The sequence below is a fragment of the Streptomyces brasiliensis genome, assembly GCF_014647875.1.
GTDB classification, from domain to species: domain Bacteria; phylum Actinomycetota; class Actinomycetes; order Streptomycetales; family Streptomycetaceae; genus Streptomyces; species Streptomyces brasiliensis.
Map to the genome: position 1 here is coordinate 238,585 of NZ_BMQA01000009.1, position 15,427 is coordinate 254,011.

Here is a 15,427-nt window from a genome sequence, read left to right on the forward strand (position 1 = left end):
TCGAGAGCATCATCGTTGGCAGACGGGACGCCACGTGTCCCGTTGCAACCCGCTCACCCGGAAGTGATCACTCCCGCCTCCGCCCCTTGCCCGCCGGATCCGGCAGCGCCCTCGTCATCCCCGGCAGGAAGTCCGTGAACAGCTCGTGCACCTCGTGGACGAGGGGCCGTAGCACCCGGAACCGGGCCAGGGTCACGCCGCGAGCCGTGAGCCTGGCCCCCCGCTCGGCGAGCCGGTAGCTGCGCTCGCGCCCCTCGGTCCGGTCGAAGATCCAGTACAGGACCAGGCCCATCTGGGAGAGCCACATCAACTCGGGAAGAACGTCCCGCAGTTCCTCCGGGACCTTGGCCTTCGACCCGGCCAGCACCTCCCGGTGGACGCTGATCGCCTGCACGCGCGCGTGCTCGCTCTCCGGCGAGAACGGGCTGAGCGGGCTGTCCGGGTCGGCGGCGTTCTTGAAGAACTGCACCGCGAACTCGTGGTACGGCCGCGCCACGTCGAGCCACGTCCGCAGCACGCCGGCCAGCCGCGCCTCCAGGTCGGTCTCCCGGTCCAGGACCTCCCGGACCGCCACCTGGTGCTCGGCGGCGATCCGGTCGTAGAAGCCCTGGATCAGGTGCTCCTTGCCGGCGAAGTAGTAGTACGCGTTGCCGACCGAGACCCCGGCCTCCTTGGCGATGGCCCGCATGGTCGTCCGGTCGTACCCGCGCTCCTGGAACAGCCGCATCGCGGTCTCCAGGATGAGCGCGCGGGTCTGCTCGGACTTGCTGGGAGAACCGGCGTCGCCGGGCTGGTCGTCCTTCATGGACTCGTTGTTCGCGGACACGGAAGAAGAGCCTAACGAGTGGCGCAGGCCCCGCCGTCGCAGCCCGGCGGGGCGTACGTCCAGCCCTGGCCGCCCCGGTAGGTCCATCCGTCCACCGCCCGGTACGCCGTGCCGCCCCACTGCCGGCCCCGCCACTTGGCGGCGGCCAGGACCGCGCCTTTGGCGAGCAGGGCGCCGGTCGGGGTGCTGAGGCGGTGGGCGAGCGGGCGGTGCTCGCGCAGGGCCCACAGCACGACGATCCAGGCGGCGGAGCCCCGGTAGACCTGCCCCGAGTCACCGACGACGGTGACGTCGTCGAGGGTGGCGGCGTGATCGAGCCCCGGAAACCGCCGGCGAGCCTCGTCGGAGGAGGCCGGTACGAGCTCGATCGGCACCAACTGCGACTGCCGTACGAGCCAGTCGCGCACGTGGGTGCACAAGGAGCACTCGGCGTCGTAGAGGACGGTGAGCGCGCGGACCGGGACGCGCGAGGCGTCTCGGTCCTCGACGGCGGCCACGTCGCTCACGCCCCGACCGTCGGCGGGACCCAGCCCTGCGGCGCGACGGGCGGCTGCTGCTCCCGCTCCATGATTCCGCGGCGCCGGATCCGGTTGAGGACGTACACGTTGCCGAGGTGCATCACACCGAGGACGAGCAGTACGACGCCCAGCTTGGTCGACAGGGCCTCGAAGATGCCGCGGGTGTCCTCGATGGTGTCGTCGCCGCTCAGGTAGAGGGCGACGAAACCGAGGTTGACCAGGTAGAAGCCGACCACCAGGAGGTGGTTGACGGCGTCGGCGAGCTTCTCGTTGCCGTGCAGGACGTCGGAGAGGAAGATCCGTCCGTTGCGGCTGAGCGTGCGGGCCACCCAGACGGTCAGCCCGATGCTGACGACCAGGTAGATGACGTAGGCGATGACCGTGCGGTCCATGCCCCACCCCTTCTTGAACGCGTTCAAAACGCTGACGGTGGAGACTGTAGACCCGTTTTTGAACACGTTCAACCGACCGCGGGAGTGACCCCGTTCACGACCGCCGCCCCAACTCGGGCCGCTTCGAGTAGTCGGTGAACCCGAGGACGTTCCCCCAGGGGTCGGCGACCTCCATGACCCACCCGGTGGCGGTGGCGAACGGCTCGTCGAGCAGCCCGATCCCAGCCTCCGTGAGCCGCCGCGCGGCCACACGTGCGTCGGGCACCTCGAGCCACACGCGGGGCGAGGGCCACATGGGGGGCCGATACCCGAACCCCTCCTCGACGCGCAGCAGAATCCCGGGCGTCTCACCCCCGACCTTCAGCAGTGCGATCCCGGCCTCATCGAGCCGAAACCCGACGACGAACCCGGCCCGCTCGTAGAACCCCACGGCTTCGCCGAGATCCCCGACGGGAAGGAGGACGTTGTCGAAACCGAGCAGCTCGTACGACTCTTTGTCTGACATGTCGTCAGATTAAGTGGGCTGGGGGACGGATCGAGGCGCACCGGGAGAGCCGGACCGTCCGTTCACCCGCCCGGACGAGGCGGACCGGCCGGCGCATGCGGCGCCTCGTCGGCGCCCGCTCTGCGCCCGGGAACGGCACAGCCCCATACTTGAACGGCGTCGAGGGGCGTATGGGGAGGGCGGGCTTCGTGCGACGGGTGCTGTCGGTGCACTTCGCGCCGTGTGCTCTGTTCGTCGCCGGGATCCTCGCTCTCGTGCGGGCCGGGAGTTTCTCCGGGCGCAGCGACTGGGAGGCCGTATGGCCGCAGCGGCCCGTCGCGGTGTTCGGCGCGCTCACGACGATCGCCGTGTGTGCTTCGCTGCTGGGACTCCTGCTGCAGCCGTTCCAGGTGCGTGCGGTTCGTGTGCTGGAGGGGTACTGGGACCGCTGGCCGGTCACGGCACGGCTCGCGGGGGTGCTAGCCGGGTTGCAGCGCAGGCGCTTGCAGGCCCTGCGCAGGCGGGCTCACAGCACGGCGCGTGGGGACACGGACCTGCGCGTTCGGGCGGACGTGCGCCGCCGCCTCGCCGCCCACCCGCCGGCCGACGTCCTGCTCCCCACGGCGCTCGGCAACGCCTTGCGCGCCGGGGAGTTGAGCGCCGGAGAGCGCTACGGTCTGACGACGCTGACCTCCTGGCCGCGCATCTTCCCGCAGGTGTCCGATCGCATGGCCGAGGCGCTCGGCTCGGCCCGGGACGCACTCGACACGGCCGTGAACTTCTGCTGGGCGTTCCTCGTGCTCACCGGCGCGGGTGGCGCGGCCCTGTACGACGAACCGTCCGCCTGGTGGTGGTGCGGTAGCTGCCTGGTGCTGGCGGCCGTGGCGTACAAGGGCGCGGTGACGACGGCACAGGCCTACTCCGGCCTGATGCACGTCGTGTACGACCTGCACCGCTTCGACCTGCTGGCCGCGCTGCACTATCCGCTGCCGGCGGATCGGGAGAGCGAGGAGGAGACGCTCTCAGACGTGTCGGACCTGTTCGCCGGGATCCAGCCGGAGGGCCGCACGTACGACCATCCGGGCGCGCGGCACCGTTCGTCACCTCCGGCTCAGGACGGCGGCGGCGCGACGGAGGCGTGAGTCGGTGGCGTTCTTCAAGGTCAGGCGACGGGGCGATCGCCCCGGGCCCGGGCATCCGCCAGTTGCTGCATTGCATACCGCAGTTGCTCGAACGCATTCCTCCCCTGGTCGTCGTAGCCCTCGCACGAGGCGTGCACCGCGGGCGGCAGGTCCGCGAGGGGGCAGCCTGCCCGGTGCCGTCCCCGGAACTTGGCGTTGTGCTCCGCCAGATAGGCGTCGATGGCGGTCGGCCCGGACTGGAGCGCGCGTTTCCACTCCCGCAGGAGGAGCACACGCTGGGAGACGATGCCGAAGTCCGCGGGACAGTCGCCGTCCCTGCAGGTCGTCGAATGCTGCTGGTAACCGGGGAGTACCACGGCGTGCATGGTCATCAAGAGCCTCCTTGGCCGATTCGGGGGCGCGGGTGAGTGGCTCGCTCGTTGACTTTGCGTCTGAGCCTGCGCTGCCAATAGATCTCGCCGAGGGTGCAGAGGAGGACCATGACGGCCGCCCCCCAACGCCAGGGCTGCTGTCTGCTGTCGTGCCCAGGAGCCAGAGCGGCGGCCACGCCGAACCCGAGCAGTACGGTTCCCGTGTTGAACAGGCTGTTGGCCCGGTTGTTGTACACCACCCAGGTCCTGAAGTCGTTGCCCTGTTCGATACACAACTGCAGGAGCCGCTGCGGCTGTTCGCGGATCGCCAGGCCGTACCAGTCGAAGACGTCCTGCTTCGAGTAGAGGAACTTACGTGCATGGTAGGCCAGTTGAATGCTGTAGATCAGAAGCAGCGCGGACAGGACGAGGACGAGGAGGGTCGGTCCCGACAGGAGGAACAGGTCGTCACCGGCCCCAGCCACCACCCCGGCCAGGCCGAGCGCGGCTGCCGCAAGCAGGGGAGCGGCCACGAACTGGGCCTCCTTGGCCCCCTGCCCGTATCCCAGCGGAATCGGCTGCTCCCAGCCGGGTGTCAGGTCGTCTGTCGGTGTCGGCACGCGCCCCCGCCTTCTCGAACACCCATGGACCGTCAGGACGTTCGACAGGAGTGTGACGGCGGAACGTGCCTACCGGCAGGAGCGCGAACCGGCCAAAAACCCCAGAGGGCCCTGTTTCCGAAGTGACGGAAACAGGGCCCCGTTGCCGGACCGAGGCGGTCGGCCACCGCGTGCGGCGGCGCCTCAGGCTTCGCTGAACCCGTCTCGTACGAGTTCCTGCGCCAGGGCCTCGCGCGTGGCCGCCAGTTCCTCGGTGATGCGGCCGAGCGCGTCCTGTCGATCGTCACCGAGGCGGGCGCAGGCGGGGCGCTGGGCAGGAAGCGGCGGCGCAAATGAGTCGGAGGGGGAAGCTGATCACAACTCCGTGCCGGAGTGAAGCCGGGAGGCGGGAGCGCCGATTCGGCGGGCCAGGGACGGTTCGGGCCCTGCTCCCGGGCAGGGAGCAGGGCCCGAACCGGCATGCCGGAGCGACTCAGAACCGCCGCGTGATCAGGGCCTTCTTGACCTCTGCGATCGCCTTTGTCACCTCGATGCCGCGCGGGCAGGCGTCCGTGCAGTTGAACGTCGTGCGGCAGCGCCAGACGCCGTCGCGGTCGTTCAGGATCTCCAGGCGCTGCTCGCCCGCCTCGTCACGGCTGTCGAAGATGAAGCGGTGGGCGTTGACGATGGCCGCCGGGCCGAAGTACTGGCCGTCGTTCCAGAAGACGGGGCACGACGACGTGCACGCCGCGCACAAGATGCACTTCGTCGTGTCGTCGAAGCGGGCGCGGTCCTCCGCCGACTGCAGGCGCTCGCGCGTCGGCTCGTTCGTCTCCTTCGTGATGAGGAAGGGCATGACGTCCCGGTACGCCTGGAAGAACGGCTCCATGTCGACGACCAGGTCCTTGAGGACCGTCAGGCCCTTGATGGGCTCGACCGTGATCGGCTTCTCGGGGTTGAGGTCCTTGATCAGCGTCTTGCAGGCGAGGCGGTTCCTGCCGTTGATCCGCATCGCGTCCGAGCCGCAGATGCCGTGGGCGCAGGAGCGGCGGAAGGTCAGCGTGCCGTCGAGGTCCCACTTGATCTTGTGGAGGCCATCGAGGACTCGCTCCTTGGGGTCGATCTCCAGCTGGAAGTCTTCCCACACCGCCTCTGCCGAGACCTCCGGGTTGAAGCGGCGGATCCGGAAGGTGACCGTGATGTAGGGAGAGGCCGAGGCCTCCGCCTCCACCTTGTCCAGAACGGGGGTTGCCATCAGTACTTACGCTCCATCGGCTGGTAGCGGGTCTGCACGACCGGCTTGTAGTCGAGACGAATGGACTCCGTGCCGTCGTCGCCGACCTCGCGGTACGCCATGGTGTGGCGCATGAAGTTGACGTCGTCGCGGTTGGGGTAGTCCTCGCGGTAGTGACCGCCGCGGGACTCCTTGCGGGCCAGCGCCGACACCGCCATGACCTCGGCCAGATCGAGCAGGTTGCCCAGCTCGATGGCCTCCAGCAGGTCCGTGTTGAAGCGCTTGCCCTTGTCCTGGATCGCGACGTTCTTGTACCGCTCGCGCAGCTCGGCGATCTTCTCGACGGCCGTCTTGATCGTCTGCTCGGTGCGGAACACCATGACGTTCGCGTCCATGGTCTCCTGCAGCTCGCGGCGGATCTCGGCGACCCGCTCGGTGCCCGTGGACGTACGCAGCTGCTCGATCTGCGAGACCACGAACTCCGCCGGGTTCTCCGGGAGTTCGACGTAGTCCGCCTTCTGGCTGTACTCCGCCGCCGCGATGCCCGCCCGGCGGCCGAACACGTTGATGTCCAGGAGGGAGTTCGTGCCGAGGCGGTTCGCGCCGTGGACCGACACGCACGCGACCTCGCCGGCCGCGTACAGGCCCGGGACGACCGTGGAGTTGTCCGACAGGACCTCACCCTCGACGTTCGTCGGGATGCCGCCCATCGCGTAGTGGGCCGTGGGCTGGATCGGGATCGGGTCCGTGTACGGCTCGATGCCCAGGTAGGTGCGCGCGAACTCGGTGATGTCCGGGAGCTTGGCGTCCAGCTGCTCCGGCGGGAGGTGCGTGAGGTCGAGGTAGACGTGGTCGCCCTCGGGACCGCAGCCGCGGCCCTCGCGGATCTCCGTGTAGATGGAGCGGGACACGACGTCACGGGACGCCAGGTCCTTCATCACCGGCGCGTACTTCTCCATGAAGCGCTCGCCGTCCTTGTTGCGGAGGATGCCGCCCTCACCGCGGGCGCCCTCCGTCAGCAGGATGCCCATGCGCCAGATGCCGGTCGGGTGGAACTGGAAGAACTCCATGTCCTCCAGCGGCAGACCCCGGCGGTAGACGGCCGCCTGACCGTCACCGGTCAGCGTGTGGGCGTTGGACGTCACCCTGAAGAACTTGCCGCAGCCGCCGGACGCGTAGATCACGGCCTTGGCCTGGAAGACGTGGATCTCGCCGGTGGCCAGCTCGTAGGCGACCACGCCGGCGGACCTCTTGACGCCGTCCTCCTCCGTGATCATCTGGTCGAGGACGTAGAACTCGTTGAAGAACTCCACGCCCTCCTTCACGCAGTTCTGGTACAGCGTCTGGAGGATCATGTGGCCGGTGCGGTCCGCGGCGTAGCAGGACCGGCGGACGGGCGCCTCGCCGTGGTTGCGGCTGTGCCCGCCGAAGCGGCGCTGGTCGATCGTGCCGTTCGGCGTGCGGTTGAACGGCAGACCCATCTTCTCCAGGTCGAGGACGGAGTCGATGGCCTCCTTCGCCAGGATCTCGGCGGCGTCCTGGTCGACCAGGTAGTCACCGCCCTTGACCGTGTCGAAGGTGTGCCACTCCCAGTTGTCCTCCTCCACGTTGGCCAGCGCGGCGGCCATGCCGCCCTGCGCGGCGCCCGTGTGGGAGCGGGTGGGGTAGAGCTTGGTCAGGACCGCGGTGCGGCTGCGCTTCGTGGACTCGATGGCCGCGCGCATGCCCGCACCGCCGGCGCCGACGATGACGGTGTCGTACTTGTGGATCTTCATGATTCTCGCAGCCCCGTGCCTAGCGGATGTTCGGGTCGAAGGTGAAGATCACCAGCGTGCCCAGCAGGATGGTGAACACCGTGGCGGTGTACAGGAGGCCCTTCAGCCACAGCCGGCTGTTCGGCCGCTCCGCGTAGTCGTTGATGACCGTGCGCAGGCCGTTGGCACCGTGCAGCATCGCGAGCCAGAGCATGGCGAGGTCCCAGACCTGCCAGTACGGGTTGGCCCAGCGGCCGGCCACGAACGCGAAGCCGACCTTGGAGACACCGCCGTCCAGGACGAGCTGGATGATCAGGTGACCGATGACCAGGACGACCAGCACGATGCCGGACAGGCGCATGAACAGCCAGGCCGCCAGTTCGAAGTTGCCCCGGGTGGACTTGGGGGTCTTCTTGGTGCGCCGGCGCGGGGCCTCGATGAGCGGGGCCGGGTGGTCGACGTTGTAGAGCTCGGCGCCCTCGACGGGGCCGATCCCGGAGGCGGTGGTTTCAGTCGTGGACATGGGCCTCAGCTCCCGAACAGAACACGAGCGGCGTGGCCGAGAACGGGGTAGATGGCCCCGGCCATGAGGACGACCCAGACACCGACGACCGTCCAGAGCATCTGCTTCTGGTAGCGCGGGCCCTTCGACCAGAAGTCGACGGCGATGACGCGCAGGCCGTTGAGCGCGTGGAAGAGGATGGCGGCGACGAGGCCGTACTCCAGCAGCGCGACGATCGGCGTCTTGTACGTGGCTACGACCTTGTCGTAGGCCTCGGGTGAGACACGCACGAGAGCGGTGTCCAGCACGTGAACGAACAGGAAGAAGAAGATGAGGACGCCGGTGACTCGGTGAGCCACCCAGGACCACATTCCTTCCCTGCCGCGGTACAGCGTTCCAGCCGGCACGGAAGAACCCTCCGGGAGCGGGGACTGAGGGCCGCGCCGGCTTCGGTGTCGGTCGGGCCCGGCCGGGTACGGTCCACCGGCCCCCAGCATGCTAGCCGTGCGCCGCCGTGAGGCTTACAGGGGGCCTACCGGTGTGATCAAACTGGCACCGGACGGGCTAGTTGGGCCGCCAATGGGGTGGGGGCTGCCGCGAAATGCCGGATGCGGCCCCGTTTGGGCTGGTCGCGCCCCTCGGCGGAGCCGCTGATCGATGCTGCCCCGCGCCCCTCAGGTAGGTCACCAGTCTGTTTCCTGCCAGTTTGCGGAGTTGGTCCGACGCCACGACCCGTTCTTCCTCGCGGTCGTTCGTGAGGCGGGCCCGGATGCCCTCCAGGACGCGGTCAAGCGTCTCCTCCGGGGCGGTGTCACCCAAATAGATGACGAAAGCGTGGCCGAAACGGGCCTCGTACGCGGCGTGTGCGGCGTTGAGTGCCGTATGGGCCACTGAGTACGTTCCGTCCGGAAGTGTCGGGAGTGTCTCCCCGGCCAGGGCTTCCGTCAGGTCTCCCGCCGTCAGGTCGTACGCCGCCTCGTCCGCCGCCGCCAGGAGCGAGTCCAGGTCGGGATAGGGGCGGTGGGCGGCGACGCGGTGGGCCCAGCGGTGGCTGTGCAGGCAGGTCAGGAGCGTGGTGAGGGCTTGGTCGACGGGGGCGGTGTTGAACTCCTGGAGGGATGCGCGGGTCTGCCGGGGGAGCGCCGATATGGCCGCTCGTCCGGGGGCGTACGGGAGACGGGGCGCAGGCAGCGTGGGTCCTCGCGTCACATGTGGGATGGCAGGGGATGCTGTGAGAAATGTGTCATCACGTTATCCACACTGGTCACGGCGTGTCCGACGAATGCCCGAATTTCACTCGGTCGGGAGAGTTCGGGAACGGTCGGTGGACGCGGGCCGTCGGCGTTGGCCTTAGGTTGGCCGTGTGAGTCAGCACAGGCGCCGGCTGCCGGCGCGGGACGCGAAGCGCAGGCAAGTCGTGACGGCCGGGGCCTTCGTCGGCACGGTCGCGCTCGGAGTCGGGCTCGGTTTCTGGGTCTCGGCGGACGGCAGCGACGGCAAGTCCAGCGTGTTCGCCGACTCCACGGCGACCGGCAGTCCGTCACCCACCCGCAGCTATCCCCTCTCGCATGCGCCGCGCACCATCCCCGCCGTGCGTGCCCACACGCCGGCCCGCGGCCCCGGCTGGCGTCCCGCGCACGGCGAGCGTGTCGTGGTGAGCGATCCGGAACTGACCGACGAGGGGCGGCTGATCGCCGGTGAGCTGGGTCTGTCCTACGCGGGCGAGAAGGACGACGTGCGCGCCGGGGACGTACGGCTGGCGCTGAGCGGCGAGGAGGGCGCGAACCCGGAGTCGTACACCATGACCGTGCGCGACGGACGCGTGAACATCAGCGGGCCCGCCGACGCCGGCGTCTTCTACGGCACCCGCACGCTCAAGCAGGAGGTCCACGGCGGCGGTACGGCACCGGAGGGCGTCGTGCGCGACGAACCGGCCAAGCCGCGTCGCGGGTTCATGCTGGACATCGCGCGCAAGCCGTACAGCGCGGCCTGGATCGAGGACCGGGTGCGCGAGCTGGGCGATCTGAAGTTCAACGAGCTCGGGCTGCACTTCTCCGACGACCAGGGCTTCCGGATCGAGTCCAGCAGTCACCCGGAGATCGTGTCGAAGGACCACCTCACGAAGGCCCAGGTCAAGCGGATCCTGGACCTTGCCGCGAGCCGGCACATCGAGGTAGTGCCCGAGATCGACTCGCCGGGCCATCTGGGCGCCGTCCTCGACGCGCACCCGGATCTGGAGCTGCGCGACGCGGACGGTGATCCCACGCGCGGCGCCGTCGACATCTCCAAGGACGCCTCCGGCGCGACCGTCGACGATCTCCTCGAGGAGTACGCAGGCCTGTTCTCCGGAGGCTACTGGCACCTCGGCGGCGACGAGTACCAGGCGCTGACGAGGTCCGACCCGGAGGCCTCCTACCCGCAGCTGGCCGCCGCGGCCCAGAAAGCGTTCGGCTCCGGGGGGAACGTCGCCGACCTGGCCACCGGCTGGCTGAACGACCGGGCCGGCACCGTCCGCGCCCACGACCGGACCATGCGCGTGTGGAACGACGGCTTCTTCGAGAGCGCCTCCGTGCAGCCCGCCAAGGACCTCGAGGTCGCCTACTGGACGGGAAAGGAGATCGACGCCCGGGAGCCGCTGGTGTATCTGCGCGCCGGGCGCAAGGTGCTCAACTACAACGACGAGTTCCTCTACTACGTCCTCGGCGAGCCGCAGACCTTCGTCTATCCCACGGGACAGCGGATCTACGAGCAGTGGACCCCGCGCGTGCTGCGCGGCACCGACACCGTGCCCGACCGGTACGACGCGCAGATCCTCGGCGGGTCCTTCGCGGTGTGGGCGGACATCGCGAACGCCCAGACGCAGGAACAGGTGGCCGCCGGGATCCGGATGCCGCTGCGGGCCACCGTGCAGAAGCTCTGGGACCCGGGGAAACCGGCGTTGTCCTGGGCGGAGTTCAAGAAGCTGGCGGACACCTTGCGCTGAGGGGGCGGACCACCGGAATCGGGTGGACGTATGAGCCGGCGGGACCGTATGTTCCGCGTGCCGCGCGTGCGCCTCGGGGAGGAGAGCCGCGCCCGGCCCCAACGCTTCGTTCCGGGGGGACCCGCCGTGCTCTGCGCCCGTTGCCAGCATTTCGCCGCCACGTCGGGCGGCACCCTGTGCACCCGGTGCGCCGTCGCGGAGGCACCGCCCGCCGCGCCGGCCGCCCCGCCGTTCACCGGGGCGCCCCGAGCCTGGCTGCGGTCGCCGGTGGGGCTGGGCCGGGCCGCCGCGGCCGTGCTCGGACTCGTCATCGCCGCCGACCTGTTCGCGGTCTGGGCGGACGTCGTCCTGCTCGACGTCTCGGGCGACCTCGCCGACCGGACGTACGAGGCGGCCATCGGCCGGCGGGCCGACGACGCCGACACGCTGACCGCCCTGGCCGGTGTCGCCCAGGTTGCCACTACGCTGGCCTGCGCGGTCGTGTTCCTGTGCTGGTTCTACCGGGTGCGGGTCAACGCGGAGGTGTTCAACCCGTTCGGGCACGCCAAGAAGCGCGGCTGGGCGATCGGGAGCTGGTTCACCCCGTTCGTGAACCTCTGGTTCCCGCGCCGGATCGCCCTCGACATCTGGAACGCCAGCATCCCCTGGGGCGCGCCGCGTTCACCCGGGCCGGTCAACGCCTGGTGGACGCTGTGGCTCGGCTCGACGTTCGTCGGCCGCCTAGCGGACTCCCGGTACGACAGCGCCGAGGACACGTGGGAGGCGCACGACGCCGCCGCCACGATGCTGTTCTCGGACGCCCTCGACATCGTCGCCGCCGTGCTGGCGATCCTCTTCGTGCTCGAACTGACCCGGATGCAGCACCGCAAGGCGCTCGCCGGTCCGGTACCCACGGCGGTGTGACCCCGCAATCCCCCAGTACGGCTGCGAACTTCCGTACGAATGTGGTGTATTCGGCCGGAGTCGCACCGAAGAGCCGCAGGGGGACCGGGATGGGCTACTGGGGGTACTTCGTCGTGGGCCGGGCGGAGCGCCCGCTCGGCGAACTGGACGCGCCGGCCGGGGGCGAGGGTTGGGCCTTACGGGACTCGGCGCCCGATGGCTGGTGTGGGAGTACGCGGCCGCGGAGGGTGACGCCGGGAGCACGCACGCCCTCGCCCGGCTGACCGGCGCGCCCGCGCTGTTCGAGTACGTGATGGACAGCGCCTGCGTGGTCGTCGAGGCGGCCCGGGCCGGACAGCGGCGGCTGGACGACGTGTCTGGCGCGGGCGGCGATGGCCCGCCACCTCGGCGCCGACCGGGAGGGCCCGAGCCTGGAGGACTGCTTCCTCGAGCCGCGCGACGCGACCGGGCGGGCGGTCGCCTGGGCCGCCGAGGCGGGGCATACGGTGCGGGCCGAGGCGTTGGCCGAGGTGTTCACCGCCGACCCCGATCCGTTGGCCGAAAATCTCTTCTTCCGCCTCCTCGACGTGCTGGGCGTGGTGCCCTTGTGACACTCCCGGGTCGTCGCACGCAGTAAGGGGAAGTGCGGGCTCCGTAGAGGGCGGCGCCCTGGCGAGGGAGGCGTGCATGAGCCTGGTGGACCTGATCACTCAGGCCGACGAGCGCGGACTGGCCACCAGCGGGTTGGCTTGTTTGGATCGGTGCGTGCCGCTGCTCGGCGGTGACGACGAGGTCCTGCGGCCGCTGTGGGCGAGCCTCACGGTCGGTGGCGGCGACTGGGGCGAGAGCCTCGCGAAGGCGCGCGCCACCCTCGGTGCCGCGGGCGAGTGCGAGACCGCCGAGGACGAGGCCGCGTCTCTCGCCCGCCGGATGCTCGACGCCGCCCCGGCCGAGCCCACGGGCGCCGGGATCAGGGAGTGGGCCGACGCCTGCTCCGTCGCCGCCCTGCGGATCAACCGGCTCCTCGAGCCGGCCGACGACGCCGCGGGCGCCGACGACTTCGTCGAGCCCCACCGCCAAGGTCGTACGGAGGGCATGTCTCCGCTGGTCGCCGCCGAACTGCGCCGTCAGATCACGACCCTGGAGCTGCTCGCCGAGCACGGCGCGGGCGGACTGCGCCGAGCCCTCGACGTGTCGGTCGAGGGCCGTCGGATCCTGCGGGCCGTGGTGTCACGGCGGGCCCGGGGCCGCGCCTGACACCGGTACCGGTCCGCACGGCCCTCACAGCACCAGCCACTTCACCACCGCGTCGCCGTAGCGCGCCGTCTCCGAGTAGAACGCCGTGAGGTCCTGGTGCGCCGACTCGAACGCCGCCCTGGTCTGTGACTCGGTGTCGGCCTCGGCTCGTTCCGGCAGCAGGGTCTTGCGGGCGAAGTCCCACAGGTACGTGAAGTCGGTCGACTCCAGATAGGTGGCGACCCGGTCCGCCTCCGCCGCGGTGAGCAGCAGGAACGGCGGCCGGGTGGGGTCGGGGTGGTAGACGGCACGGCCGCCGAGGACCACGTCGGTCCCCGGGCCGTCCACCGTGTCGTACGGGGGAGCGCCGGTGTACAGGAAGTCATGGTCGAGGTAATTCCGGTCCAGCATTTCCTCACGGTGCCGGTCGAGCCGCTGCCGCACCGTCTCCCAGTCGTCCTCGAACAGCCTGCGCAGCCAGTTCGCGCTGTTGCGCAGCGCCGGGGGCGGCACCGCGCGGAGATGGAAGTACATGCTCATCACTGAGTGGAGCGCACGGGCCGCTCGAGACGTCACTCGGGCCCGGAGCCGGGGGACGAACCCCGAATCCTGGGCGAGTCCTGTGCCGGTTGTGGGCGCGCGGTGCGACGGTCCTGCGCTGGTTGCGGGAACCGTCCGGATCCGAGTGACGAAAACGCCGCTGACCTCGCTCTACGGAATGTGACTGCGCAGTATGTGACAACACAGCAGGAGACCAGGCCGCAGGCCTCGGCCAAACCGGTGCGCTGGGCGGCGGACACGGTCGCGACGATGCGCGAGGGCGCGCGGGTACGGCTCGACTACTCGGTACAGAGCCTGTGGCGGGTCGACCGGATGATCGAGGAGATACGGCGCGACGGTGCCCCGCCCGCCGCCGTGGACCATGTGCTGCGCGGCTTCGGGGCGTACGCCGGCGAGGTGATCGTGAGGCAGACCGACGCCGAGTGGTGGACGAGCGGCGGCGACCACTGGGTCCGCACGCCCGACGGCCGCCTGTGGGACCCCATCGAGGAGGCGCGCCGCTGCTTCGGCGGCCATGGCTCGCTGCGCCTGCTGTGCCGGGACGCGACCTCGGTGGCCTGCTAGTGCCGTGCCGGGCGTCGCGAGCCGGTGAACCTTTCCGGTCACGGCGTTGGCCACCCCGGACGCGGGATCCGCGCGGGACTTCGGCGTCGGCGTCGTCCCGGGCTGCTCGCTGAAGACCGCGACGAAGCCTCTGATGCCGGTCGAGCAGTTCTCGAGGAGGATCGCCGCGCCCGCGTCGGATCGGTTCGTCGTTCGTGGTGGGCGGGTGCCGGCGGGGCGCCCGGTGCGGCCGGCCGGTTGCCCCGCCCGCTGTCGGCCGTCAGATGCCGCAGTTGGGTGCGGACCAGTACGGCGACGGGTCGAGGGCCACGTGGACGTGGTCGTTGTGGTCGGGGTAGCCCGGGCCGAGGATCTCCGAGAAGCCGTGGGAGCGGGCTTCCTTGGCGAGTGTGCAGAAGCTCGGCGAGCCGGTGAGGTCGGCGGCGTCGCCGTAGAGGTGACGGCTGGTGGACGCGCCGCCGGCCGCGCTGTTGCAGGCGTAGGAGCGGAAGCCGCTGGAGATGGTGATCGGCACGTCACCGAGCGCGTGCCGCATCGCCTCCAGCTTCCACATGGTCTTCAGGGCGTTGGCCTTGGCGGTGGCCGCCGAGACCGCGCCGCCGGACCAGTCGGAGTTGCAGTGGTTGAGCTCGGAGTACGCGAAGTGGACCGGGGTGCAGTCCGGGTCCTGGAGCGCGTAGATCTTGCTGAAGGTCTGCGGGCCCGCGACGCCGTCGGCGGCCAGGCCGTACGCCGACTGGAACTTCTTGACGGCGGCGGCGGTCCGGGCGCCGTACTGGCCGTCGTACGAGAGCCGTTCGCCCGAGGTCACCCAGCCCGCGACGCGGATCTGCAACTGCGTCACGTCGCTGCCGGAGGAGCCCTGGGACAGAGTGCGGCTCCAGGTGTAGCACTCGTCGGCGTGCGCGGTGCCCGAGGTGGCGCCCACCCCGGCGACCGCGCCAGCCATGATCATGACAAGTGTGGCGAACATTCGTGCCGTGCGTCTGAGCAATCCGGCCTCCCGACCGTCGAACCCGAATGGTGGTGACGCCGCCGCGCGAACAGCGACCGCGCCCAGGGTGAGGCCCCGCCGCTACGCGCGTCAACAGCGCCTGGGGTATGGGAGGTTGCGATTCCTTTACCATCGGCGTACCAGTCGGCAGGACGGGGATCGGGCGGAGTCCGGATGGGCCGACGGACACCGAACTCCGCCGTCGGGTCGCGCCGACACGTCATGGCGTCCGTCCTTGCAGTCGTCGCCCCGCCGGTCGTGCTGGGGCACCTGGTGAGACCCAGGAGGACGTCGGTGACTGTGACACTTCTGTGAGCTTCGACGCTGATTCCCCTGGGGGCGTGGGATGCGGGAGGCCGTGTCGCGCGGTGCGCATTCGCCACGAGCACGAAGACGGCCCCGGTCG

Annotated in this window: 18 protein-coding genes and 1 pseudogene; 6 read left to right on the plus strand and 13 right to left on the minus strand. The window is 70.1% G+C overall.

What is annotated here, in order from left to right; all coding sequences use genetic code 11:
* Nucleotides 1-67 precede the first annotated feature (67 nt).
* The 4 genes from IEZ19_RS17160 to IEZ19_RS17175 form a co-directional block, all read right to left on the minus strand.
* Entirely contained in the window at nucleotides 68-805 is a 738-nt protein-coding gene (locus IEZ19_RS17160; protein ID WP_189312143.1) for a TetR/AcrR family transcriptional regulator, read from the minus strand.
* A 32-nt stretch (nucleotides 806-837) separates the two neighbouring features.
* Nucleotides 838-1,332, minus strand: a complete 495-nt coding sequence (locus IEZ19_RS17165; protein ID WP_189312048.1) for a thiol-disulfide oxidoreductase DCC family protein — start codon at nucleotides 1,330-1,332, stop codon at nucleotides 838-840.
* Nucleotides 1,329-1,736: a hypothetical protein gene (locus tag IEZ19_RS17170; RefSeq protein WP_189312049.1), complete on the minus strand. Its 408-nt coding sequence runs from the start codon at nucleotides 1,734-1,736 to the stop codon at nucleotides 1,329-1,331. The genes IEZ19_RS17165 and IEZ19_RS17170 overlap by 4 nt, the downstream gene beginning before the upstream one ends.
* A gap of 94 nt (nucleotides 1,737-1,830) precedes the next feature.
* Entirely contained in the window at nucleotides 1,831-2,241 is a 411-nt protein-coding gene (locus IEZ19_RS17175; RefSeq protein WP_189312050.1) for a VOC family protein, read from the minus strand.
* Between the two features lie 188 nt (nucleotides 2,242-2,429).
* Between IEZ19_RS17175 and IEZ19_RS17180 the strand changes: the two genes are divergently transcribed.
* Nucleotides 2,430-3,362 carry a hypothetical protein gene (locus tag IEZ19_RS17180; RefSeq protein ID WP_189312051.1) on the plus strand — a complete coding sequence of 311 codons (933 nt, stop codon included), beginning with the start codon at nucleotides 2,430-2,432 and terminating at the stop codon, nucleotides 3,360-3,362.
* Nucleotides 3,363-3,382: 20 nt separating this feature from the next.
* Here IEZ19_RS17180 and IEZ19_RS17185 read toward each other — a convergent pair whose 3' ends face one another.
* The 7 genes from IEZ19_RS17185 to IEZ19_RS17215 all read right to left on the minus strand — a co-directional run bounded on the left by IEZ19_RS17185 (nucleotide 3,383) and on the right by IEZ19_RS17215 (nucleotide 9,010).
* Nucleotides 3,383-3,733, minus strand: coding sequence for a hypothetical protein (locus IEZ19_RS17185; RefSeq protein ID WP_189312052.1), 351 nt, complete (start codon nucleotides 3,731-3,733; stop codon nucleotides 3,383-3,385).
* Nucleotides 3,733-4,332, minus strand: a complete 600-nt coding sequence (locus tag IEZ19_RS17190; RefSeq protein WP_189312053.1) for a hypothetical protein — start codon at nucleotides 4,330-4,332, stop codon at nucleotides 3,733-3,735. Before IEZ19_RS17190 ends, IEZ19_RS17185 begins: the two co-directional genes overlap by 1 nt.
* A gap of 472 nt (nucleotides 4,333-4,804) precedes the next feature.
* Nucleotides 4,805-5,566 (minus strand): succinate dehydrogenase iron-sulfur subunit, encoded by a 762-nt coding sequence (locus IEZ19_RS17195; protein WP_189312054.1) that lies wholly within the window; start codon nucleotides 5,564-5,566, stop codon nucleotides 4,805-4,807.
* On the minus strand, nucleotides 5,566-7,320 hold the full coding sequence (sdhA, locus tag IEZ19_RS17200) for a succinate dehydrogenase flavoprotein subunit (protein ID WP_189312055.1): 1,755 nt from the start codon (nucleotides 7,318-7,320) through the stop codon (nucleotides 5,566-5,568). The genes IEZ19_RS17195 and sdhA overlap by 1 nt, the downstream gene beginning before the upstream one ends.
* Before the next feature lie 19 nt (nucleotides 7,321-7,339).
* Entirely contained in the window at nucleotides 7,340-7,822 is a 483-nt protein-coding gene (locus IEZ19_RS17205; RefSeq protein WP_189312056.1) for a succinate dehydrogenase hydrophobic membrane anchor subunit, read from the minus strand.
* Between the two features lie 5 nt (nucleotides 7,823-7,827).
* Nucleotides 7,828-8,208: a succinate dehydrogenase, cytochrome b556 subunit gene (sdhC, locus tag IEZ19_RS17210; protein WP_189312057.1), complete on the minus strand. Its 381-nt coding sequence runs from the start codon at nucleotides 8,206-8,208 to the stop codon at nucleotides 7,828-7,830.
* Nucleotides 8,209-8,365: 157 nt separating this feature from the next.
* Complete coding sequence (locus tag IEZ19_RS17215; protein WP_189312058.1) at nucleotides 8,366-9,010, minus strand: 2-oxo-4-hydroxy-4-carboxy-5-ureidoimidazoline decarboxylase; 645 nt, start codon at nucleotides 9,008-9,010, stop codon at nucleotides 8,366-8,368.
* Between the two features lie 208 nt (nucleotides 9,011-9,218).
* On the opposite strand from IEZ19_RS17215, the gene IEZ19_RS17220 reads away from it, so the two are divergent.
* The 4 genes and pseudogenes from IEZ19_RS17220 (at nucleotide 9,219) to IEZ19_RS17235 (ending at nucleotide 12,923) form a co-directional block, all read left to right on the plus strand.
* Nucleotides 9,219-10,784: a beta-N-acetylhexosaminidase gene (locus tag IEZ19_RS17220; RefSeq protein WP_373296995.1), complete on the plus strand. Its 1,566-nt coding sequence runs from the start codon at nucleotides 9,219-9,221 to the stop codon at nucleotides 10,782-10,784.
* Nucleotides 10,785-10,814: 30 nt separating this feature from the next.
* Nucleotides 10,815-11,687 (plus strand): DUF4328 domain-containing protein, encoded by an 873-nt coding sequence (locus IEZ19_RS17225; protein ID WP_308428971.1) that lies wholly within the window; start codon nucleotides 10,815-10,817, stop codon nucleotides 11,685-11,687.
* 89 nt (nucleotides 11,688-11,776) lie between these two features.
* Nucleotides 11,777-12,277, plus strand: a pseudogene (locus IEZ19_RS17230) (hypothetical protein).
* Between the two features lie 76 nt (nucleotides 12,278-12,353).
* The gene (locus IEZ19_RS17235) at nucleotides 12,354-12,923 is read left to right on the plus strand and encodes a hypothetical protein (RefSeq protein WP_189312060.1); all 570 of its coding nucleotides are present in this window, start codon (nucleotides 12,354-12,356) and stop codon (nucleotides 12,921-12,923) included.
* A gap of 24 nt (nucleotides 12,924-12,947) precedes the next feature.
* On the opposite strand, the gene IEZ19_RS17240 is transcribed toward IEZ19_RS17235, so the two are convergent.
* Nucleotides 12,948-13,436, minus strand: a complete 489-nt coding sequence (locus IEZ19_RS17240) for a DUF1877 family protein (RefSeq protein WP_308428972.1) — start codon at nucleotides 13,434-13,436, stop codon at nucleotides 12,948-12,950.
* Between the two features lie 201 nt (nucleotides 13,437-13,637).
* Between IEZ19_RS17240 and IEZ19_RS17245 the strand changes: the two genes are divergently transcribed.
* A complete protein-coding gene (locus tag IEZ19_RS17245; RefSeq protein ID WP_189312062.1) occupies nucleotides 13,638-14,027 on the plus strand; it encodes a hypothetical protein in 390 nt (129 codons plus the stop codon).
* A gap of 259 nt (nucleotides 14,028-14,286) precedes the next feature.
* On the opposite strand, the gene IEZ19_RS17250 is transcribed toward IEZ19_RS17245, so the two are convergent.
* Complete coding sequence (locus IEZ19_RS17250; protein WP_189312063.1) at nucleotides 14,287-15,021, minus strand: D-Ala-D-Ala carboxypeptidase family metallohydrolase; 735 nt, start codon at nucleotides 15,019-15,021, stop codon at nucleotides 14,287-14,289.
* Nucleotides 15,022-15,427: the final 406 nt, after the last annotated feature.